A 21,128-nucleotide genomic window follows, 5' to 3' on the forward strand; every position below is an offset into this window, starting at 1 on the left:
TCCTGTACTGTCTTAACCTAGCGAGCATTTCTCTTACATTAACTAAAACCAAGTGGCCCTACGTGTGGGTCACCACTGGAAAGGACATTTCATGCCTGTAATTACACTTCCCGATGGTAGCAAACGCGAGTTTGCTCATGCTGTATCGACTCTCGATGTTGCCGCCGATATTGGCCCAGGTTTAGCGAAAGCTTGTATCGCTGGCCGCGTTAATGGCGAATTAAAAGATGCTTGCGATCTCATTGAAACCGATGCAGAGCTATCAATCATTACCGCCAAAGACGAAGAAGGTGTTGAAATTCTTCGCCATTCTTGCGCACATTTATTAGGTCACGCGATTAAGCAAATGTGGCCAGAAACCAAGATGGCGATTGGTCCAGTTATCGATAACGGCTTCTACTATGATATCGATCTTGAGCACAAGCTGACTCAAGATGACATCGATGCCTTAGAAAAGCGCATGCTTCAACTGGCCAAAACTAACTATGACGTAATTAAACGTGTGGTTAGCTGGCAAGAAGCCCGTGATACATTCGCCGCGCGCGGCGAAGATTATAAGATTGCCATTCTGGATGAAAACATCAGCAAAGACGCGACGCCTGCGCTGTATCATCACGAAGAATACACAGACATGTGTCGTGGACCGCACGTACCTAACATGCGTTTCTGCCAACATTTCAAATTAATGAGCATTGCTGGCGCTTACTGGCGTGGCAACTCAGAAAACAAGATGTTGCAACGTATCTATGGTACTGCTTGGGCTGACAAAAAAGCCTTGAGCACACACTTAACCCGTCTTGAAGAAGCGGCTAAGCGTGACCACCGTAAAATCGGTAAGCAGCTCGACTTGTATCACATGCAAGAAGAAGCACCGGGTATGGTGTTCTGGCACAACGACGGTTGGAGCATCTTCCTCGAGTTAGAAAGATTCATTCGCCGTAAGTTAAACCAATACACTTACCAAGAAGTGAAAGGCCCATTAATGATGGACCGCGTGTTGTGGGAACGTTCTGGTCACTGGGATAAATACTCAGAAGCCATGTTCACGACCAGCAGTGAAAACCGCGAATATGCTATCAAGCCAATGAACTGCCCAGGCCACGTGCAGATCTTCAACCAAGGGTTGAAATCTTACCGCGACCTGCCATTACGTATGGCTGAGTTTGGTTGCTGTCACCGTAATGAACCTTCTGGTTCGTTACACGGATTAATGCGCGTACGTGGCTTTACCCAAGACGACGCCCATATTTTCTGTACTGACAGTCAAGTTCAAGAGGAAGTGAGTGCTTGTATCCAGATGGTTTACGATACATACGCCACCTTCGGCTTTGAAAATATCGTGGTAAAACTGTCGACTCGCCCAGAAAAACGTATCGGTGACGATGCGATGTGGGACAGAGCGGAAGAAGCGCTTAAGCAAGCTCTGCGTGACAATAATATTGAATTCACCATTTTGCCTGGTGAAGGCGCCTTCTACGGACCAAAAATCGAATTTACTTTACACGATTGTTTGGACCGTGCGTGGCAATGTGGTACTGTGCAGCTCGATTATGCGTTGCCAAGCCGTCTTGGTGCAACTTACGTTGCCGAAGATAATAGCCGTCAGACCCCAGTGATGATCCATCGTGCCATTTTAGGCTCTTTGGAACGATTCTTGGGTATCTTGATAGAAGAATATGCAGGACGTTTCCCAACTTGGTTAGCCCCAATGCAAGTTGTCGTGATGAATATCACTGATAAACAGGCTGATTATGTTGAAGAAGTCGTAAAATTCTTCAAAGAACAAGGTATTCGAGCGTCTTTTGACTTGAGGAATGAGAAAATAGGCTTTAAAATACGCGAACACACCTTAAGGCGTGTCCCTTATTTGTTGGTCGTTGGCGATCAAGAAATGGAAAATAAGGAAGTAGCGGTGCGTACCCGTGATGGTATCGATTTAGGTAAGATGCGACTTGAAGATTTCGCCACTAAAATCCATCAACAGATTTCGCTCCGTAGTCTCAAATTGTTGGAGGAATAGGTCATAAAGATCAAAAAAACAGCAGGGCGTCAGCCGGCCCCTAATAGAATCAATGAAGAAATCACAGGTGTACCTGAAGTACGCTTAACTGGCATTGATGGTGAAGCTATTGGTGTGGTAAGCATCAGAGATGCTCAGAATTTGGCAGATGAAGCAGGTGTAGACCTGGTAGAAATAAGCCCAAATGCTGAACCTCCAGTATGTCGCATTATGGACTACGGTAAGTTCCTTTTTGATAAGGCTAAGTCAGCCAAGGAACAAAAGAAGAAGCAAAAGCAGGTTCAGGTCAAGGAAATTAAATTCCGTCCTGGAACTGACGAAAACGACTATCAGGTAAAACTACGCAACCTGATACGTTTTCTGGAAGACGGGGACAAAGCGAAGATTACGCTACGTTTCCGAGGTCGCGAAATGGCACACCAAAACCTGGGTATGGATCTATTGAACCGTATCAAGGCTGATTTGGACGAGTATGCGGTTGTTGAATCTTTCCCGAAAATGGAAGGCCGACAAGCAATTATGGTGCTAGCGCCTAAAAAGAAATAAGTAGGGCAAAACTTAAAGTAGCAAAGGTCTATGGCCTTTGCTCGCCTTGCTTTTTATTAAACATCCCAATGCGGAGTTTTAGAAATGCCTAAAATGAAAACAGACAAGGGTGTAGCGAAGCGTTTTAAGAAAACCGCTAATGGTTTCAAGCGCAAGCAAGCACACTTACGTCACATTTTGACGAAAAAAAGCACTAAACGTAAACGTCACTTACGTGCCAAATGTTTAGTATCAAAAGCTGACGTTCCAGCAATCGCGCGTCAATTACCTTACGCTTAATTTAGGAGTTTAGAAAATGCCAAGAGTTAAGCGTGGTGTAACCGCTCGTGCTCGTCACAAGAAAGTTTTAAAACTAGCTAAAGGTTATTATGGCGCTCGTAGCCGTACTTACCGTGTTGCTGTTCAAGCAGTAACTAAAGCTGGTCAATATGCTTACCGTGACCGTCGTCAGAAAAAACGTCAATTCCGTCAACTTTGGATTGCACGTATTAATGCTGCCGCTCGTCAAAATGGTCTGTCTTACAGCCGTTTCATCAACGGTCTGAAAAAGGCGTCTATCGAAATCGATCGTAAGATTTTGGCTGACATCGCTGTATTCGACAAAGTTGTATTTGCAACTTTAGTTGAAAAAGCAAAAGAAGCGTTAAACTAAGAAATTAGTTTGTTGCTGTAGAGAAGGGACCATTTGGTCCCTTTTTTTGTGCGCCATTTTTGACTTAACCCAATGATGTTATTTACTTAAACACTTATAAGCGCTTATCTAACTGATACAAGATTAAGCATCGTGAAGCAAAGACACGAACACGCGTGAACAGTACTGATTGGCAAGCTCACAAAATTTTTGTAATCGCTTAAGGATTTTGGACTAAAAAAATAGCAGGCTAAGCCTGCTATTCGTTGAAAAATCGAGTCTAGTTACTTTTTAGCGTCTAAATAACGCTCTGCATCGAGTGCGGCCATACAACCTGTGCCCGCAGAAGTAATCGCTTGACGATAATGTTGGTCCATCACATCACCACAAGCATAAACACCTTCGATACTGGTTTGCGTGGCGTTACCTTGCAAACCGCTCTGTACTTTTAAATAACCGTGGTTCATTTCCAACTGGCCTTCAAAAATACCGGTATTAGGGCTGTGACCAATGGCGACGAACACACCAGCAACGGCTAAGTCAGTGATCGAGCCATCTTTAGTGCTCTTCATCTTAAGGCCGTTCACCCCCATAGCATCACCAACCACTTCATCCATGGTTTGATCTAAGTGAAGGATGATGTTGCCATTGGCAACTTTGTCCATCAGACGGTCGATCAGAATTTTTTCTGAGCGGAAGGTGTCACGGCGGTGGATCAGATGCACTTCAGCGGCAATATTGCTTAAGTACAATGCTTCTTCAACGGCAGTGTTACCGCCACCGATCACAGCGACTTTTTGATTGCGATAGAAGAAACCATCACAGGTCGCACAGGCTGATACGCCACGGCCCTTGAAGGCTTCTTCTGATTCTAATCCTAAGTAACGGGCTGAAGCGCCAGTTGCGATGATCAGCGCATCACAGGTGTACTCACCGTTATCGCCTTTCAAACGGAAAGGGCGCTCAGTTAGAGTCACTTCGTTGATGTGATCGAACAAGATTTCAGTATCAAACTTTTCAGCATGCTTCTGCATACGTTCCATCAACGCTGGACCAGTTAAGTCATCCGCGTCACCTGGCCAGTTTTCAACTTCAGTAGTAGTGGTTAATTGACCACCTTGCTGCATACCTGTGATCATCACAGGTTTTAAATTAGCACGCGCAGCATAAACGGCTGCGGTATATCCTGCTGGGCCTGAACCCAAAATCAATAAGTTACAATGTCTGACCTGGCTCATTTTTATCTCCGTGCCTTTAGCAAATTGCAAGGATTGTAGGGAATTTACCTGTGGGGGTAAAGTGTTGGAGGGCGATTCTTTTAGATTGCGCTAATCGAGTCAGTGCGCTTTGGTATTCAGAGTGTCAGTTTTACTTTACTGCGGTGAAATAAACAGCTTGAGAAGGCATGACTAGCGAAAGCACGGGACAAGTTTTGATACGGGAGATTATCGATTCGTATGCTTGAGCTTTGGTTCTAGCCAATAAAAAATCGGCCTCAACAGAGTCGAGGCCGATTTGGATTATTTGCTAGGTAAAGCTAACGCAATGTTCCACCGAAAGCTTAAGCTAATTCAACGCTTATGCCAGTAATGAAACTGGAGAGGTGAACGCTAAGTTCAGGGCGTGAGCCACTTCCTTACAGACTACTTTACCGTGCATCACGTTTAAGCCATTGAGTAAGTGCTTGTCTTGCAACAGCGCTTCTTTATAGCCTAAGTTAGCTAACTTAAGAATATACGGTAGCGTTGCATTGTTAAGTGCGAAAGTGGAAGTGCGAGCAACCGCACCTGGCATGTTCGCCACACAGTAATGCACAACATCATCAACAATATAAGTCGGATCTTGATGAGTCGTTGCGTGTGAAGTTTCAACACAACCGCCTTGATCAATTGCTACGTCAACGATGGCACTGCCAGGCTTCATACGTGAAATCATGCTACGGGTAACCAATTTAGGTGCCGCAGCACCTGGGATCAGTACGCCACCGATCACAAGATCAGCTTCAATAACATGACGTTCAATCGCATCAGCGGTAGAGTAAATGGCTTTTACGGCAGAGCCGAATTGCACATTTAAACGACGTAGTGCATCAATACTGCGATCAAGTACTACAACATCAGCGCCTAAACCAACAGCCATTTGCGCTGCGTTAGTACCAACCATGCCGCCACCAATAATGACGACTTTAGCTGGTTCAACCCCTGGTACGCCGCCCAGTAACATACCGCGACCACCAGATGATTTCTCTAATGCCATAGCGCCAGCTTGGATAGACATACGGCCAGCAACTTCTGACATTGGGGCAAGTAAGGGCAGGCCACCACGGTCGTCAGTCACAGTTTCGTAAGCGATACATACGGCACCACTTTTAATTAAATCTTCAGTTTGCGGTAAATCTGGCGCAAGATGCAGATAAGTAAATAAAATCTGATCGTGACGCAACATAGCGCGTTCAACTGCTTGAGGCTCTTTTACTTTTACAATCATCTGCGCTTTAGCAAAAACTTCAGCAGCAGTCGCTAAAATTGTGGCGCCAGCATCAATATAATCTTGATCTGAAAAACCAATACCTGTGCCAGCATTTGTTTCTACAAAAACTTCGTGACCTTTGATCGCTAACTCGCGAACACTAGAAGGAACCATACCGACACGATATTCGTGGTTTTTAATTTCCTTGGGAACACCAATAATCATCTTTGAGCCTCAATTGCCTGAAAACCCACTTTTAATGGGCATAATTGTTATTTTATCGTGACCTGAACGTGATTAATTCAGGGATATCTAGTATAGTATCGGCGACGCAGTTTATGCTGCTGAACTTTCGGCATACGTAGAATAAAATGTTGTTTTAGTGATAAAGCAAGGTTAAATAAATGGCATATAATAAAAAGAGTCCTGTAAAAGACTTGGATCGCATCGATCGCAACATTCTTAACGAATTACAACTTGATGGCCGCATTTCTAATGTGGAATTATCAAAAAGAGTCGGACTTAGTCCAACTCCGTGTTTAGAAAGAGTGAAACGACTCGAAAAGCAAGGTTATATCAATGGCTATACTGCATTGGTCAATCCTCATTTCCTGGGTGCATCCCTACTGGTATTCGTGGAAATCACCTTAAGCCGTGATACTCCCGAAGTGTTTGATAAGTTTAACCGTGCAGTGCAGTTACTCGACGACATTCAAGAATGTCATCTGGTTTCAGGCGATTTTGACTACTTACTGAAAACTCGTGTTTCAGATATGTCGGCTTATCGTCGTTTGTTAGGTGAAACCTTATTGAAATTACCTTCTGTTTCCGACACGCGCACTTATGTCGTGATGGAAGAGGTTAAACACACCAGTCGCGTAGCGATAAATCATCTACTCTCAGATATCTAAATTACCCTGATTGTTTGGTTTTACAATAAGGGGCTTAGGCCCCTTATTTATTGTTCAAGTCAGCACAACTATGCCGTTTAACACCTACGACGACTAACCTTGTTATAGCCCTTAAGTTCGCTAACTTAGGGGCTTATTTTTGTGGCATTTTTAAGCAGAGTTGTTAACGGAAGTGTTTGTGTAATAACTCATTCCTCTCCAAAAGCACACTTAAACACCCCAATAGGTTAATTTTTGCCAATCATGGCCAATTCTGCACAGAAAAACAGGCTAATGTGCTCCACATTTAGTGGGATTCTGGTATCGTTAGGCCACCTGTTTTCACTTTTTATGGATTACGTCGTTTGTCTCAAGGAAATAGTGTACGCACGCTCACTGGCCTGCAACGTCTGCTGGAAGGCGGACTCATCATTTGTTGTGTCCTCGCCACTTATATTTTACTCGCATTGACGAGTTTTAGTCCGTCTGATCCTGGTTGGAGTCAGTCGCATTTTCAAGGCGATATTAAAAACTGGACCGGAGCAGTAGGGGCTTGGATAGCCGATATTCTGTTATATTTCTTCGGCGTCACGGCTTACATCATGCCAATCATTGTTGCGTCGACCGGCTGGCTGCTGTTCAAACGCGCCCATCATTTGCTCGAAGTTGATTACTTTTCAGTGGCCCTGAGATTGATTGGATTTTTGCTGATCATCCTTGGGTTTTCTGCGTTGGCGAGTATGAACGCCAACAATATCTACGAGTTTTCGGCAGGCGGAGTGGCGGGCGATGTGATCGGTCAAGCCATGCTGCCGTATTTTAATAAACTCGGCACCACCTTATTGCTGCTGTGCTTCTTAGGTTCTGGCTTTACCCTGTTGACGGGGATCAGCTGGCTGACCGTGGTCGAGAAAATAGGCTTAATCTCTATTTGGATTTATAAGAAACTTAAATTATTACCGCAAGCGATGAAACGTGAGCGTGAAACCGAAGATACCCGTGGTTTTATGTCTGTGGTCGATAAGTTTAAACAGCGCCGCGAATCACAATACGTGCTTGAAAAGCCGCCAGTCGTTGAAACGCCAAAGGTGCGTGAACGGCATATTGGCCGCAGAGCCGAAATAACCCCAACCTTGTCTACTGCCGCAGATGAAGGGTTTATTACCGAAAGCATTAATACTGAAGAAGCTGCGCCGCAAAAAAACAAGCTATCGGCACTCGCAAAAATTTTGAGTTTGAATGGCAGTAAAAGCAAAAATGCACAAAGGGTTGAACCTCAAATCGATCATGATGATTTGGCCGCCCATGGCAATTTTGAAGCGCCGCCTTGGTTAACCGAAGCCCAAGATGCAAGACATGATGGACAAGAAAGCGCCGATTTCAATTCGCAGGCATTCGATCACGACGACAATGAGCCAGTTTTTAACAGCCAAAACTTTGCGGAAGATGATGATGAAAGCTTAGGCTTTACCGATGATGACGTCATTGATTTTGATACAAAAGCCTCAACGGGCGCTGTGAATCAAGCACAGCGTAAGCAGCAAGATCAAAAAGCGAAAATTGTGGATGGCATAGTGGTGCTACCCGGGCAAGATGATAAACCCGCACCGAAAAAGCCCATGGACCCCTTACCAAGCATCAATTTGCTTGATGTGCCTGATCGTAAAAAGAACCCGATCAGCCCAGAAGAGTTAGAACAAGTCGCCCGCCTGGTTGAAGTGAAGTTAGCCGATTTCAACATCATCGCCAATGTGGTGGGGGTGTATCCAGGTCCTGTGATCACGCGCTTCGAATTGGAATTAGCGCCTGGCGTTAAAGCGTCAAAAATCTCTAATCTGTCGAAGGATTTAGCCCGTTCACTGCTAGCTGAAAGTGTGCGCGTAGTTGAAGTTATTCCGGGTAAGGCTTATGTCGGACTCGAATTGCCGAATAAATTTCGTGAAACCGTGTTTATGCGCGATGTGTTAGATTGCGCCGCCTTTACCGACAGTAAATCCAATTTGACTATGGTGTTAGGCCAAGATATCGCCGGCGATCCTGTGGTGGTTGACCTTGGTAAAATGCCGCATTTGTTAGTTGCGGGTACCACAGGTTCGGGTAAGTCAGTGGGCGTAAACGTGATGATCACCAGCTTACTGTATAAGTCGGGCCCAGAAGATGTGCGCTTTATCATGATCGATCCCAAAATGTTGGAATTGTCTGTCTATGAAGGCATTCCGCATTTGCTCTGTGAAGTCGTTACCGACATGAAAGAAGCTGCCAATGCACTGCGTTGGTGTGTGGGCGAGATGGAACGTCGCTACAAGCTAATGTCTATGATGGGCGTGCGTAACATCAAGGGCTATAACGCCAAAATTGCCGAAGCGAAAGCCAATGGCGAAGTGATTTTAGATCCTATGTGGAAGTCATCTGACAGCATGGAGCCTGAAGCGCCTGCATTAGATAAGCTGCCATCGATTGTTGTCGTGGTCGATGAATTTGCCGACATGATGATGATTGTCGGTAAGAAAGTTGAAGAGTTAATTGCCCGTATCGCGCAAAAGGCCCGTGCCGCAGGCATACATTTGATCCTAGCAACCCAAAGACCGTCAGTGGATGTGATTACTGGCTTGATTAAAGCTAACATTCCGACACGTATGGCATTCCAAGTGTCATCACGTATCGATTCGCGCACCATTTTAGACCAACAGGGTGCAGAAACCTTACTCGGTATGGGGGATATGTTGTTCTTGCCACCGGGTACTGCGGTTCCAAACCGTGTCCATGGCGCCTTTGTTGACGATCATGAAGTTCACCGCGTCGTTGCCGATTGGTGCGCCCGTGGTAAACCGCAATATATCGATGAAATTCTCAATGGTGCCAGCGATGGTGAGCAAGTCTTACTACCGGGTGAAACCGCAGAAACCGATGAAGAATATGATCCACTCTACGATGAAGCCGTCGCCTTTGTGACCGAAACTCGTCGCGGCTCGATTTCAAGCGTACAGCGTAAATTTAAGATCGGTTATAACCGTGCAGCGCGCATTATCGAACAGATGGAAGCCCAAGGTATCGTTTCGGCTCAAGGCCACAACGGTAACCGTGAGGTCTTAGCGCCGCCGGCACCAAAACATTATTAAGCCGCGCTGAGGCGTGGCTTTGATACACCCAAGGGTTTGACAGGGTAAGGAATAAAATGAAAAAACGATTATGCGCTGTATTGTTAGCTTCACCTTTGCTATTTAGCGCGGCTGTGTTTGCCGATGATGCGCAGCAGTTAAGAGACAAGTTAATTGGTACTGCTTCACTAAAAGCCGATTTCAAACAAACCGTGACTGACGTGAATAAAAAGGTCATTCAGACGGGTTCTGGTATCTTTGCATTGGCCTATCCAAATCAGTTTTATTGGCATTTAACTCAGCCCGATGAATCGCAAATTGTCGCCGATGGTAAAGATTTATGGATTTACAATCCCTTCGCCGAAGAAGTGGTCATCATGGATTTTGCCGAGGCCATTAATGCTTCGCCTATTGCCTTGTTAGTCCACCGCGACGATGCCACTTGGTCACAGTATTCAGTCACTAAGCAACAAGACTGCTATGAGATCAAACCTAAGGCGATTGATTCGGGCATATTGTCTGTCAAGGTGTGTTTCAAAAATGCCCAGTTAGCCAACTTTAATGTTGCCGATGACAAAGGTAATTTGAGCCAATTTGATTTGAGCAATCAGCAAGCGATTACCGATAAAGACAAAGCGCTGTTCAGCTTTGTGCTGCCTGACAATGTCGATGTTGATGATCAACGTCGTAAAACAGCGCACTAGGCGATAGCGTGAGCAGTTTATCCTTTAATTTCGCCCCCGACTTTCGTCCCTTGGCCGCACGCATGCGGCCAAGAACGATCGCCGAGTACATAGGCCAAGCCCATTTACTGGGTGAAGGCCAGCCGCTACGCAAAGCATTGGAAGCGGGACGCGCCCATTCCATGATGTTGTGGGGGCCGCCGGGTACAGGAAAAACGACCTTAGCCGAATTAATCGCACATTATTCAAATGCGCACGTTGAACGCATCTCTGCGGTCACCTCTGGCGTCAAAGACATTCGCGCGGCGATTGAGCAAGCGAAAGCCGTGGCTGAATCCCGTGGACAACGTACGTTATTGTTTGTCGATGAAGTCCACCGATTCAATAAAAGCCAACAGGATGCCTTTCTGCCGTTTATTGAAGATGGCACTGTGATTTTTATCGGTGCGACCACTGAAAACCCATCCTTTGAAATCAACAATGCCTTGCTTTCGCGGGCACGGGTTTATCTTATCAAGCGCTTAAGCCATGATGAGATTGCCCTCATAGTGACCCAAGCCTTAAGCGATACCGAGCGCGGCTTAGGCCAACGCCAATTTGTGATGCCAACCGATGTGCTCACCACACTGGCGCAACTTTGTGATGGTGATGCCCGTAAAGCGTTAAATCTTATTGAGTTGATGAGCGATATGCTCGCCGATGGCGGCACCTTTACCACTGAGATGTTGATCCAAGTGGCGGGGCACCAAGTTGCCGGATTCGATAAGAACGGCGATCAGTTTTACGATTTAATCTCAGCCGTCCATAAATCAATCCGCGGCTCAGCACCCGATGCGGCGTTGTATTGGTTTTGTCGAATATTAGAAGGCGGCGGCGATCCGCTGTATGTCGCAAGGCGCTTACTGGCAATTGCCTCTGAAGATGTCGGCAATGCCGATCCTGCGGCGATGACCATAGCGCTTAATGCTTGGGATTGTTTTCACCGTGTTGGACCAGCCGAAGGTGAGCGAGCAATAGCGCAAGCCATTGTTTATCTTGCCAGTGCGCCAAAGAGTAACGCTGTCTATACCGCATTTAAGGCCGCGCGTGAGTTAGCTCGCGATACTGGGCAAGTCGAAGTGCCGCACCATTTACGCAATGCACCGACTCAATTAATGAAAGACATTGGCATGGGCGCTGGGTATCGATATGCCCACGATGAAGCCAATGCTTACGCTAGTGGTGAAAATTATTTCCCCGAATCCCTGCAAACAGCGCAGTTTTATTTTCCGACTGAGCGAGGGTTCGAGAAGCGAATCAAAGATAAGTTGGCGCAATTAGCCCAGTTAGATCAAGCCAGCGAGCACAAAAGATATGAATAATCTCTTACTTGTGGCACTAGGTGGTTCAATTGGGGCTGTTTTTCGCTATCTTATTTCAATATTCATGATCCAAGTATTTGGCAGCAGTTTTCCTTTTGGTACACTGTTGGTTAATGTCCTCGGTTCATTTTTAATGGGCGTAATTTACGCACTGGGGCAAATGAGTCATATCAGCCCAGAACTCAAAGCGCTGATCGGTATTGGCCTGTTGGGCGCTTTGACAACGTTTTCGACTTTCTCTAATGAAACCTTATTGCTGCTGCAAGAAGGGGATTGGCTGAAGGCGACTTTGAATGTGGTGTTGAATCTAAGTCTATGTTTATTCATGGTGTACTTAGGTCAGCAACTGGTTTTTTCTCGCATTTAACTATTAAGAATATATCACATGTTAGATCCTAAATTTTTGCGCAACGAATTAGAAGTTACCGGTGAGCGACTGGCCACCCGTGGCTTTATTTTAGACATAGCTCACCTCACTCAATTAGAAGAAAAGCGTAAGTCACTGCAAGTGGCTACCGAAGAATTACAAGCGTCGCGTAATGCCATCTCCAAATCCATTGGCCAAGCTAAAGCCCGTGGTGAAGATGTTGAAGCGATCATGGCGCAAGTGGGCGATTTAGGTTCACAGCTGGATGCCAGAAAGATTGAACTGGCGGCTGTGCTCGAAGAAGTCAATGCCATTGCCATGTCAATGCCAAACCTGCCAGACGAGTCCGCGCCAATCGGTGCCGATGAAACGGAGAACGTTGAAGTTCGCCGCTGGGGTACGCCACGCACGTTTGATTTCCCAATTAAAGATCATATCGATTTAGGCGAAGGCCTAAACGGTTTAGATTTTAAAAATGCAGTGAAAATCACTGGCTCACGTTTCATCGTGATGAAAGGCCAAGTCGCCCGCTTAAACCGCGCCATTGGTCAGTTCATGTTGGACTTGCACACCACAGAGCACGGTTATACCGAAGCCTATGTGCCGTTACTGGTTAACGAAGCAAGTTTGCTGGGCACAGGTCAACTGCCTAAGTTTGGTGAAGACTTGTTCCACACTAAACCTGCCACCGAAGAAGGCCAAGGCTTAAGCTTGATCCCAACGGCCGAAGTGCCATTAACCAACTTAGTGCGCGATAGCATTGTTGATGAAGACGAGCTGCCGATTAAATTAACCGCGCATACCGCATGTTTCCGCAGCGAAGCGGGCTCATACGGCAAAGATACCCGTGGTCTGATCCGTCAGCATCAGTTCGATAAAGTAGAAATGGTGCAAATCGTTAAGCCTGAAGATTCAATGGCGGCACTCGAAGCGCTAACCGGTCACGCTGAAACGGTATTGCAACGTTTAGGTCTGCCGTACCGTACTGTGATTTTATGTACTGGCGATATGGGCTTTGGCTCAAGCAAAACCTACGACATCGAAGTCTGGTTACCGGCACAAAACACTTATCGTGAAATTTCTTCTTGTTCAAACATGAAGGATTTCCAAGCCCGTCGTATGCAAGCGCGCTACCGCGTGAAAGCAGACAATAAGCCCGCGTTACTGCATACCTTAAACGGTTCCGGTTTAGCTGTGGGTCGTACCTTAGTCGCTATTTTAGAAAACTATCAAAATGCCGATGGCAGTATCACAATCCCAGAAGTGCTGCGTCCATACATGGGCGGCTTGACTCAAATAGGCTAATGGAACGCAAAATAATACTATGGATAAAGGCCAGCGCTATCTCCGTTGGCTTTCCTATACCGCTGTCATTGCTGTATTTTTTGCGGTGATGTTGGCGACCATAGGCAAAGCCGTCTGGGTTGTGTTAGAAAACGTCAAATAACCCTATTAACTTTGTTCAAGTAAAAAGAAAGGCATGTTTCCCAAGGGAACATGCCTTTTTTGTTTGTGCCATGTTTATGTTCAATGCTCACATTTGACGCTTACGTTCGATATTGAGTTAAGTGTGATGACTTAACCCTATACGATTAAATGCATTTAGCTGGCTTTGGCAGGCCTGCAATTTTGGTCGCTTGTTTTGCAGGGCCAATAGGGAACAAGGTATATAAGTATTTTGAATTGCCTTTGTCTGGCCCTAAAGCTTGGCCAATAGCTTTGACTAATACGCGAATAGCAGGGCTCGTTTTGTATTCAAGATAAAAATCGCGAACAAAGTTAATCACTTCCCAATGGGCGGGCGTAAGCACGATTTGCTCTTCTGCCGCCAATAGTAAAGCCATATCTGGTTGCCAATCGTTGAGATCTTTTAAATAACCTTGATGGTCACGGGCGATTTCTGCGCCATTAAATTGCAATGGATTTACCACGTTATCACCTTGTCATGGAGTAATGATTGAGCCACAAACTCATTGTAATCGATAAGCGTCACGTTCTTTAAACGCTCAGATAGGCCGCGTGCGACGACATCGTCTTTTAAGACCATGAGCTTGAAGGGCGATAATGCCATTGCCCATTGACGCAGCAGTAACGCGTTCACGCCATCGCTCGATAGTAGAATCGCATCTTCCTTACAGGCGTAACGTAAGCAGAGTTTCAACGCACTATCTCGGCTGGGAGATGTTTGAATATGATGTAAAATCATCAGAATACTAAGACCTCATCCACCTGTTTTAAATGGGCAGCGATGGCCTCATCGTTGACCACAGTAACAGGAACTGACAGTAAGCCATGGCTTAAGCCGTAGTCGGCTAAGGATTGCTTACAGACAAATACCGACTCGATATCGTACAGCGGCAGTGCTTTAAAGGTGGAGATGTAATCTTTAGCGCCGATAAGCTCAGGCTGTTGATCTTTAATCAAATGCAGCACACCTTCATCGACAAAGACTAAACTTACTTCTTGCTCAAAGCTGGCGCTCAGCAGGGCGAGATCTAAACCTTCGCGGCCACGAACAGTACCGTGTGGCGAACAGCGAAATAGGATACACAATTTTTTCATAGTCACCCTGAGAGTTAAAAACTGATCAAACGATCGGCCGATTCAATGCCGGTGACAAGCTCGCCTAAACCGCCCATGATAAATGACTCGCCCACATTCCAGTGGCTTAGGCCATTCTCGCTGGCATCTTGCTTGCTTACAATCCCACGGCGCAGCGCTGCTGAAACGCAATTGACTAACGGGAGCTGATGGGATTGCGCGAGCTGTTTCCAGTCACTGATCACATCGTTTTCATCGGAGGCGGGTAAGCTTAAATCTGTGGAGTTATACACGCCGTCTTGATAAAAAAACACACAGATAATCTGATGCCCAGCCAAAAGTGCAGCTTGGGAAAAGCGTAAGGCGTTAACACTCGCCGACGTGCCATAAGCGGGCCCGTTCACTTGGATAATAAATTTGCTCATTTAAAATAAAAATGGCCCTAAAAGTAGGGCCATTCTAACGCAAGTTAAGCTAAAAATCGCTAACTAGGATTAGTCATCGTTGCCTATGCCCATTAGGTGCAACAGCGCGATGAAGAGGTTTAAGAAATCTAAGTATAATGAGATAGTTGCGCGAATGTAGTTCGTCTCGCCACCGTTCACAATACGGCTAGTATCAAACAGGATAAAACCTGTCATCAATAATGCAATACCGGCGTTAATCGCCATAAAGGCAATGCTGTTACCCATAAAGATGTTAATTACGGCAGCGGCAATCACCACAATCAAGCCAGCAAACAAGAATCCACGTAGAAAAGAGAAATCTTTCTTAGTGGTCACCGCATAGGCTGATAACGCAACGAAAATCACTGACGTTAACCCCAGTGCTTGCATGATCAGCTGTGGACCGTTTGCCATGCCTGCGTAGTGATTCAGCATGTAGCCCAGTGACGCGCCTTCCATACCAGTAAAGGCAAATACCCAGAAGATACCCGCTGCAGATTCGGCTTTACGTAAGGTTACAAACAACAGCACTAGGCCGCCAATGGATAAGCCAATGGAGAGTAATGGACTGATATTTAATGCCATTGCCAAGCCAGCGCACAGGGCAGAGAAGGCCAATGTCATAGACAACAGCATATAAGTGTTTTTAAGAAGTTTGTTCACTTCCAGTGTTGACGCACTTGTCGAATATAAGGTTTCTTGGGTCATGTTGATCTCCGTTGACACATTTCCTAACTGATCATTTTGATTTTTTACAGCACACTAAGTTCCCGTAAAATCCTAAAACGAACTTAACTGCATTCATGATACCGTACCTGAGATACGGGTGAAAGTCATAGAACCATGAATAACAAATTGTTAATCTTAAAAATTTTGCCTCATCTCACATATCAATCTTAAGTGCTAAGCGCTGAGGATTGAGATGGCTGCATCCGTATCTTTATCCACTAAGCACATGAATGCTTGGTTAAAACTTAATTGGCTTGATAAATAGGCCTGCTGAACTTAGGTGCACTTACAGCAAATTTCAAGTTCAATGCCGATTTCAAAGACAAGTTCAATGCCAACAAGTATAAGGACTAGATCAGCATATTGAGTTTAAACCAAGCTTAAGCCAGCCACTCTTTATGCAATTTTTCAGTATCGCCCAGATATTCCAGCACCCAAGCGAGCGCAGGCGACATCTTGTCGGCATTCCACGCGAGACAACAAGGGCTGGTCTGCTTAGGATTTTCCAGTTGTTTCTCAACCAGCGCACCCGCTTTAATAAACACACTTGCTAAGTGCACTGGCATATAACCAACGCCTAAACCTTCGCGGAAACAGTTAATGGCGCGGATCCAATCGGGTACAACGAGGCGACGTTGATTTTCGAGCAACCAAGTCATACGTTTTGGAATTTCCCGAGAGGTGTCTTCTAGGCAAATAGAGGGGAAGGGGCGCAGCTCATCGTCGCTTAGCGGACGGTCAATATTGGCTAATGGATGATTTTTGCTGACTAAAAATGCCCACTCAATATCGCCCATGTCTTTATATTGGTACACGCCGCCGACCGGAATTGCGGTTGTTGCACCAATTGCAATGTCACTGCGGCCCGTGGCGAGCGCTTCCCAAACGCCGTTAAAGACCTCAATGCGAATAATCAATTCAATATCATGGAAATGACGGTAGAAGTCAGCAATCAATACGCTGATCCTATCGGCACGGACGATATTATCCAGCGCGATAGACAAGGTCGGTTGCCAACCGTTTGCTACGCGCTGCGTGCCACGCTTCATCTCGTCCATCTGCGTAAGCAAAGTTCTGGCTTGCTTAACAAAATGTTCACCCGCAGGCGTTAAAGTTACGCTGCGATGATGACGTTCAAAAAGAATGACGCCGAGTTCTTCTTCTATTTGCTTGACCGCGTAGCTCACGGCAGAGGGCACTTTATGCAGCCGATTCGCCGCTGCGGTGAAACTTCCTACACGAGCCACAATATCTATGAGTTCTAGCGCTTGTTCTGAGAGCATAGCTGACGTCCATTCCAATGAAAATAATTGATAGCACAAGTCAAAAATAAACGTTTCCAATAGATTTAACAAGTCATTAGACTGCACGCTTTAGTCAATCCGACCCGATTATTTTATGAAAACGTCTAGTAACACCTTTGTAAACATAAAGTTCTTTATGTTTCTATTCTATTTAGCCATGTTGAGCATGCTCGGCTTTATTGCCACTGACATGTATTTGCCTGCTTTCAAAGCAATTGAAGGCTCGCTTAACAGTACCCCGTCACAGGTGGCGATGTCGCTGACCTGTTTCCTGGCGGGTCTTGCCTTAGGTCAGCTACTTTATGGCCCCTTAGTCAATAAAATCGGCAAACGTTGGGCACTGATTTTTGGCCTAGTGGTGTTTGCCATTGCCAGCGTGTTTATTGCCAACAGTGATTCTATCCTAATGCTCAATACCGCGCGCTTCTTCCAAGCGATTGGCGCCTGTAGTGCAGGGGTTATTTGGCAAGCTATTGTGGTTGAACAATATGATGCTGATAAAGCCCAAGGTATTTTCAGTAACATTATGCCACTGGTCGCATTATCGCCTGCATTAGCACCGATCCTTGGCGCTTACATTCTGAACGAATTAGGCTGGCGTGCAATCTTTATCTCTTTGTGTGTTATCGCTTTTCTACTGATATTGATGACCTTGTACTTTGTACCAGGCAAGCGTCAGCATACACACAGTGAACATGCTGCGGTATCTTATGGGCAAATTTTGAAAAACACCCGCTATTTAGGCAACGTCGTGATCTTCGGCGCCTGTTCCGGTGCTTTCTTTGCTTATCTAACCGTATGGCCGATTGTGATGGAAATGCACGGCTATCTGCCAACTGAAATCGGCCTTAGCTTTATCCCACAAACCATCATGTTTATTGTCGGTGGTTATGCGAGTAAGTTACTGATAAAACGCATTGGCGGGCATCAAACACTGAATATCTTGTTGTCGATTTTCGCAGCCTGCGTTATTTCGATCATCATGTTCACGCTGATTTTCCCAGCAAGCACGATTTTCCCACTGCTTATTTCGTTCTCTATTTTGGCCGCAGCTAATGGCGCCATTTACCCGATAGTCGTGAACAGCGCGTTACAGCAGTTTAGTCAGAATGCCGCTAAGGCCGCAGGATTACAGAATTTCTTGCAGATCAGCATTGCCTTTGGTGCATCTAGCTTAGTTGCTATGTGGGCAAGCCTAGGTGAAGTAGCGATAGGTTGGGGCATCCTATGTTGCGCTATCTTAGTTGTGGTCGGCTATGTGCTGAAGAGCCAACAAGGGTGGGGCGATTTTGCCAAACATTTCACTAAGCCAGATCCCGCACGTGTTGGCATAGTGGCCGATGTGAAGCAAAATCCAGCGGATTGAGTGTAATAGCAACAATCGGCGCATAATTGAGAGTTAGTGCTTTACAGTCAACACACTTACTTATATTATGCGCCTCGTTCGGAGGGGTGGCAGAGTGGTTTAATGCACCGGTCTTGAAAACCGGCGTGGGTTTATAGCCCACCTAGGGTTCAAATCCCTACTCCTCCGCCATATTCAGTCAAAAAGCCGCTAAGCAATTAGCGGCTTTTGCATTTTAGCTATTCTAGCTTTGAGTTTCTGATTCGAAACGCAGCGCCTCCATCATAGTTTACCAACAAGGCCATCAGCATTGATGGCCTTGTTGGTTATTGTCATTTAACTCTAGATTTGCTCATTCAAGATGATGCACTGACAATCTCAGCGTTCATTACACTTTGGGTAATTTGTGTTGGATCATGGCCAGCGCAAAGGCGTTCCAGTCTGCATTAGCATAGCTACTCACCAGATCCCGCAGGATTGTCGGTTCGCTGGCGTTATCCACCTGTTGCGAAGTTATCGACAAATTCAGCGCATTGCAGTAATCCTGCCGCTCCACCACAAAAAACTGCTTCTTGTAGGGGAGTAACAATGTGCTCTCAGCTTGCGTATTAAAATCACGCGCGGCTAAATAGCCAGTAAACCAATGATTGAGTAGTGTCTCGCATTGCTTAGTGTGAAATAAGCTTCCCCAATCATCCCCGAGTATGGCTTGACCCGACAGGACTTGCTGACAATGATGAAAATCGATAAAGCCTAGCTCACGTGCGATCACTTGTTGGCAATGCTTAAGCTGGAGATCTGAGTGTAAGATGCCCAACTTCGCCATTAAGGTCGCGACTCTTTGCTTGGCAGACGGCTCATACTGCTGACAAGCTTTGAGCAGCTTTTTAGCGCGAATTTTGGTTTCATTTAATGCGATGGCGCTTGAGTCTTTCATATTGGCTAACTTCATTTTGCATTACCTCCATGACTGACTCGATTTGCTCGCGGCACGTGAATGAAAGGCCAAATACTGATGATCAATAAACTCAAGAGACAAGCTAAAATGTCCGCGATTGGAAAGGCCATCCATAACTCAATCAAAGCGTTTGGCATGATATTAATGTTTAATGCACCTGTGATAAATGAAATATCTGTAAAGGATAGTTGAGGTAACAGGACCAGCAGGGGCAGTAACAAACCATAGATTTTTATCCCAGATAATAGCAATGCAAGCTTAGGGCGGTTTGTGCCTTGATACACAGCAATCGCAATACCTGTGATCCCCGCCAAAGGTAAGGCGATAAACGTCACACTCGAAATCTTAACACAGGCGGCAATGAGTGCGAGGTCATCGGTGAAAACACCAAATACTGAGGTAGGAAACCCCATAAATATGATTGTCACTACACTCAGATAACAGCAGGTCAAGACGATTCCCCATTTAGCACACGCTAACACCCGAGAAGATGCCATCGCCCCATAGTTATAGGCACTGATCGTTTGTGCTGCACTGGTGAGAGCCATGAGCGGCAGGGCGATAAAGATATTAAAGCGGCCGATCAAACCATAAGCGCTGATCATGTACGCGACCTCATTCGCCGCTGGCGTATTGGGCACTACATTGGCTAAATGACTGACTAAAATATGATTTACCAATGAGATCACGCAGGCAATCCCAAGATATGACAATAGTATTGGGCTACCCAAGCCAAGAATCGCTTTTATCTCAGTGAGGTTGAGCTTTATCTGCTCTATTCTAAAACAAATAGGCTGGGCAGCTTGCCGATGAAGCGCCTGCTTATTGGCAAAGCGGTTATTTGGAACAAAATAGACGACGGCGATAAATAGACTCACACATTGGCCCGCTACCGTTGCCCACGCCGCACCACTTACGCCCATCTCCAAAACGGCAATAAAGAGTGTATCGAACAGAATGTTCATGACCGCCGACAACAAGATAACCAGCAGCATCACTACGACTTTGCCTTGTGCTCTGAGTAAATCGCCGCTAAGGGATAACAAAAAGATGAACAGACTAAAACAGAGAATGGGTTGTAGATACTCTGTAGCAGCTAAGGCAAGTGTTGAGCTTACCCCAATAAACGCTAATAGATTATCGAGCTGGGCGAGTGACACGACAGTGACGATCACGCCGCAACATAGGGCTAACGCGAAACCGGTATTCGCGATTTGACTCGCCTTATCAAACTCGTTTGCCCCTAAAAATCGGCTCACTAAGGTCGCAGTCCCATTTCCTATCATGCAGGCTAAAGCGAAAATCATCATTTGTAACGGGAAGGCAATCGTTACCCCAGCCAATGCATCGGCGCCAATGTATTTCAAAATAAAATAAGAGTCGACTAAGTTGTAACTGCCGCTGAGCATCATGGCGAATGCCATGGGTAACGCAAAACGTAAATACAAAGTAGGGATAGCTAACGTACCTAAGGACTCTATTGACTGAGTGCCTGAGTGATATTTCCCGTGGGAGGGTGTTTCGGTGGCTGCCAAGGGCACAATGTCAGAAGGTTCAACATTGATACTGGCGGGCTTGAAAGTGTTGGCTGTTGCATGTTTCACAAACAATTCTCCTAAGTTTATTGGCATTCCGCTAAGCCAAACTTATTTGATTGCTGTGGGTTCGATTTGAAATCGATTCGCAACGCTATTAATTTATCAGAGTGATATCATCTTTTGCGGACAGGCTTCTCTGCAA

At 45.8% G+C, this 21,128-nt stretch carries 22 protein-coding genes and 1 tRNA gene; 13 read left to right on the top strand and 10 right to left on the bottom strand.

Translation table 11 applies throughout. The features are described 5' to 3' along the window. Positions 1-91: 91 nt before the first annotated feature. The 4 genes from thrS (at position 92) to rplT (ending at position 3,218) form a co-directional block, all read left to right on the top strand. Complete coding sequence (gene thrS, locus DYH48_RS09410) at positions 92-2,020, top strand: threonine--tRNA ligase (protein WP_006081655.1); 1,929 nt, start codon at positions 92-94, stop codon at positions 2,018-2,020. A 3-nt stretch (positions 2,021-2,023) separates the two neighbouring features. After that, positions 2,024-2,566 (top strand): translation initiation factor IF-3, encoded by a 543-nt coding sequence (gene infC / locus DYH48_RS09415; protein ID WP_012089240.1) that lies wholly within the window; start codon positions 2,024-2,026, stop codon positions 2,564-2,566. Between the two features lie 84 nt (positions 2,567-2,650). Beyond that, entirely contained in the window at positions 2,651-2,845 is a 195-nt protein-coding gene (gene rpmI, locus DYH48_RS09420; RefSeq protein ID WP_006081653.1) for a 50S ribosomal protein L35, read from the top strand. A gap of 16 nt (positions 2,846-2,861) precedes the next feature. Beyond that, entirely contained in the window at positions 2,862-3,218 is a 357-nt protein-coding gene (rplT, locus tag DYH48_RS09425) for a 50S ribosomal protein L20 (protein ID WP_006081652.1), read from the top strand. Between the two features lie 263 nt (positions 3,219-3,481). Here the strand turns inward: rplT and trxB are convergent, their stop codons facing one another. Together trxB and ald are read right to left on the bottom strand one after the other, a co-directional pair. Further along, a complete protein-coding gene (gene trxB / locus DYH48_RS09430; RefSeq protein WP_011846834.1) occupies positions 3,482-4,435 on the bottom strand; it encodes a thioredoxin-disulfide reductase in 954 nt (317 codons plus the stop codon). A 340-nt stretch (positions 4,436-4,775) separates the two neighbouring features. Then, a complete protein-coding gene (gene ald, locus DYH48_RS09435) occupies positions 4,776-5,891 on the bottom strand; it encodes an alanine dehydrogenase (protein ID WP_012587684.1) in 1,116 nt (371 codons plus the stop codon). A 179-nt stretch (positions 5,892-6,070) separates the two neighbouring features. Here ald and lrp point away from each other — a divergent pair, with 179 nt between their 5' ends. From lrp to DYH48_RS23935, 7 genes are all read left to right on the top strand, one after another. Further along, on the top strand, positions 6,071-6,577 hold the full coding sequence (gene lrp / locus DYH48_RS09440) for a leucine-responsive transcriptional regulator Lrp (RefSeq protein ID WP_006081649.1): 507 nt from the start codon (positions 6,071-6,073) through the stop codon (positions 6,575-6,577). A 344-nt stretch (positions 6,578-6,921) separates the two neighbouring features. Beyond that, on the top strand, positions 6,922-9,675 hold the full coding sequence (locus DYH48_RS09445; RefSeq protein WP_115334623.1) for a DNA translocase FtsK: 2,754 nt from the start codon (positions 6,922-6,924) through the stop codon (positions 9,673-9,675). Positions 9,676-9,731: 56 nt separating this feature from the next. Next, positions 9,732-10,358, top strand: a complete 627-nt coding sequence (gene lolA, locus DYH48_RS09450; RefSeq protein ID WP_011846837.1) for an outer membrane lipoprotein periplasmic chaperone LolA — start codon at positions 9,732-9,734, stop codon at positions 10,356-10,358. Positions 10,359-10,366: 8 nt separating this feature from the next. After that, a complete protein-coding gene (locus tag DYH48_RS09455) occupies positions 10,367-11,698 on the top strand; it encodes a replication-associated recombination protein A (protein WP_115334624.1) in 1,332 nt (443 codons plus the stop codon). Next, on the top strand, positions 11,691-12,065 hold the full coding sequence (gene crcB / locus DYH48_RS09460) for a fluoride efflux transporter CrcB (protein ID WP_006081645.1): 375 nt from the start codon (positions 11,691-11,693) through the stop codon (positions 12,063-12,065). Before DYH48_RS09455 ends, crcB begins: the two co-directional genes overlap by 8 nt. A gap of 18 nt (positions 12,066-12,083) precedes the next feature. Next, complete coding sequence (gene serS / locus DYH48_RS09465; RefSeq protein WP_115334625.1) at positions 12,084-13,370, top strand: serine--tRNA ligase; 1,287 nt, start codon at positions 12,084-12,086, stop codon at positions 13,368-13,370. A 19-nt stretch (positions 13,371-13,389) separates the two neighbouring features. Next, complete coding sequence (locus DYH48_RS23935) at positions 13,390-13,512, top strand: hypothetical protein (RefSeq protein WP_006081643.1); 123 nt, start codon at positions 13,390-13,392, stop codon at positions 13,510-13,512. A 145-nt stretch (positions 13,513-13,657) separates the two neighbouring features. On the opposite strand, the gene DYH48_RS09475 is transcribed toward DYH48_RS23935, so the two are convergent. The 6 genes from DYH48_RS09475 to punR form a co-directional block, all read right to left on the bottom strand. After that, positions 13,658-13,996, bottom strand: coding sequence for a TusE/DsrC/DsvC family sulfur relay protein (locus DYH48_RS09475; RefSeq protein WP_006081642.1), 339 nt, complete (start codon positions 13,994-13,996; stop codon positions 13,658-13,660). Beyond that, on the bottom strand, positions 13,990-14,271 hold the full coding sequence (tusB, locus tag DYH48_RS09480) for a sulfurtransferase complex subunit TusB (protein WP_006081641.1): 282 nt from the start codon (positions 14,269-14,271) through the stop codon (positions 13,990-13,992). Before tusB ends, DYH48_RS09475 begins: the two co-directional genes overlap by 7 nt. Continuing rightward, positions 14,271-14,627 (bottom strand): sulfurtransferase complex subunit TusC, encoded by a 357-nt coding sequence (gene tusC, locus DYH48_RS09485; RefSeq protein ID WP_063882974.1) that lies wholly within the window; start codon positions 14,625-14,627, stop codon positions 14,271-14,273. The genes tusB and tusC overlap by 1 nt, the downstream gene beginning before the upstream one ends. A gap of 14 nt (positions 14,628-14,641) precedes the next feature. Next, positions 14,642-15,031: a sulfurtransferase complex subunit TusD gene (gene tusD, locus DYH48_RS09490; RefSeq protein ID WP_012089235.1), complete on the bottom strand. Its 390-nt coding sequence runs from the start codon at positions 15,029-15,031 to the stop codon at positions 14,642-14,644. Positions 15,032-15,100: 69 nt separating this feature from the next. Continuing rightward, positions 15,101-15,760, bottom strand: coding sequence for a Bax inhibitor-1/YccA family protein (locus DYH48_RS09495; protein WP_006081638.1), 660 nt, complete (start codon positions 15,758-15,760; stop codon positions 15,101-15,103). A 401-nt stretch (positions 15,761-16,161) separates the two neighbouring features. Next, the gene (gene punR / locus DYH48_RS09500; protein WP_011846842.1) at positions 16,162-17,064 is read right to left on the bottom strand and encodes a DNA-binding transcriptional activator PunR; all 903 of its coding nucleotides are present in this window, start codon (positions 17,062-17,064) and stop codon (positions 16,162-16,164) included. 115 nt (positions 17,065-17,179) lie between these two features. Between punR and punC the strand changes: the two genes are divergently transcribed. Further along, positions 17,180-18,451 carry a purine nucleoside transporter PunC gene (gene punC / locus DYH48_RS09505; protein ID WP_063882977.1) on the top strand — a complete coding sequence of 424 codons (1,272 nt, stop codon included), beginning with the start codon at positions 17,180-17,182 and terminating at the stop codon, positions 18,449-18,451. Between the two features lie 80 nt (positions 18,452-18,531). Beyond that, positions 18,532-18,622: transfer RNA gene (locus tag DYH48_RS09510), tRNA-Ser, on the top strand. Positions 18,623-18,818: 196 nt separating this feature from the next. On the opposite strand, the gene DYH48_RS09515 is transcribed toward DYH48_RS09510, so the two are convergent. Both DYH48_RS09515 and DYH48_RS09520 read right to left on the bottom strand, forming a co-directional pair. Beyond that, a complete protein-coding gene (locus DYH48_RS09515; RefSeq protein WP_115334626.1) occupies positions 18,819-19,382 on the bottom strand; it encodes a hypothetical protein in 564 nt (187 codons plus the stop codon). Beyond that, positions 19,379-20,992 (bottom strand): MATE family efflux transporter, encoded by a 1,614-nt coding sequence (locus DYH48_RS09520; RefSeq protein ID WP_115334627.1) that lies wholly within the window; start codon positions 20,990-20,992, stop codon positions 19,379-19,381. The genes DYH48_RS09515 and DYH48_RS09520 overlap by 4 nt, the downstream gene beginning before the upstream one ends. Positions 20,993-21,128 lie beyond the last annotated feature (136 nt).

Source organism: Shewanella baltica (assembly GCF_900456975.1).
Classification (GTDB): Bacteria; Pseudomonadota; Gammaproteobacteria; order Enterobacterales; family Shewanellaceae; genus Shewanella; species Shewanella baltica.

Bases quoted from the DNA above. Each gene is read 5' to 3' on its own strand.
- thrS (WP_006081655.1), top strand. From the start codon at position 92: ATGCCTGTAATTACACTTCCCGATGGTAGCAAACGCGAGTTTGCTCAT.
- rpmI (WP_006081653.1), top strand. From the start codon at position 2,651: ATGCCTAAAATGAAAACAGACAAGGGTGTAGCGAAGCGTTTTAAGAAA.
- rplT (WP_006081652.1), top strand. From the start codon at position 2,862: ATGCCAAGAGTTAAGCGTGGTGTAACCGCTCGTGCTCGTCACAAGAAA.
- trxB (WP_011846834.1), bottom strand. From the start codon at position 4,435: ATGAGCCAGGTCAGACATTGTAACTTATTGATTTTGGGTTCAGGCCCA.
- ald (WP_012587684.1), bottom strand. From the start codon at position 5,891: ATGATTATTGGTGTTCCCAAGGAAATTAAAAACCACGAATATCGTGTC.
- lrp (WP_006081649.1), top strand. From the start codon at position 6,071: ATGGCATATAATAAAAAGAGTCCTGTAAAAGACTTGGATCGCATCGAT.
- lolA (WP_011846837.1), top strand. From the start codon at position 9,732: ATGAAAAAACGATTATGCGCTGTATTGTTAGCTTCACCTTTGCTATTT.
- crcB (WP_006081645.1), top strand. From the start codon at position 11,691: ATGAATAATCTCTTACTTGTGGCACTAGGTGGTTCAATTGGGGCTGTT.
- serS (WP_115334625.1), top strand. From the start codon at position 12,084: ATGTTAGATCCTAAATTTTTGCGCAACGAATTAGAAGTTACCGGTGAG.
- DYH48_RS23935 (WP_006081643.1), top strand. From the start codon at position 13,390: ATGGATAAAGGCCAGCGCTATCTCCGTTGGCTTTCCTATACCGCTGTC.
- tusB (WP_006081641.1), bottom strand. From the start codon at position 14,271: ATGATTTTACATCATATTCAAACATCTCCCAGCCGAGATAGTGCGTTG.
- tusC (WP_063882974.1), bottom strand. From the start codon at position 14,627: ATGAAAAAATTGTGTATCCTATTTCGCTGTTCGCCACACGGTACTGTT.
- tusD (WP_012089235.1), bottom strand. From the start codon at position 15,031: ATGAGCAAATTTATTATCCAAGTGAACGGGCCCGCTTATGGCACGTCG.
- DYH48_RS09495 (WP_006081638.1), bottom strand. From the start codon at position 15,760: ATGACCCAAGAAACCTTATATTCGACAAGTGCGTCAACACTGGAAGTG.
- punR (WP_011846842.1), bottom strand. From the start codon at position 17,064: ATGCTCTCAGAACAAGCGCTAGAACTCATAGATATTGTGGCTCGTGTA.
- punC (WP_063882977.1), top strand. From the start codon at position 17,180: ATGAAAACGTCTAGTAACACCTTTGTAAACATAAAGTTCTTTATGTTT.
- DYH48_RS09515 (WP_115334626.1), bottom strand. From the start codon at position 19,382: ATGAAGTTAGCCAATATGAAAGACTCAAGCGCCATCGCATTAAATGAA.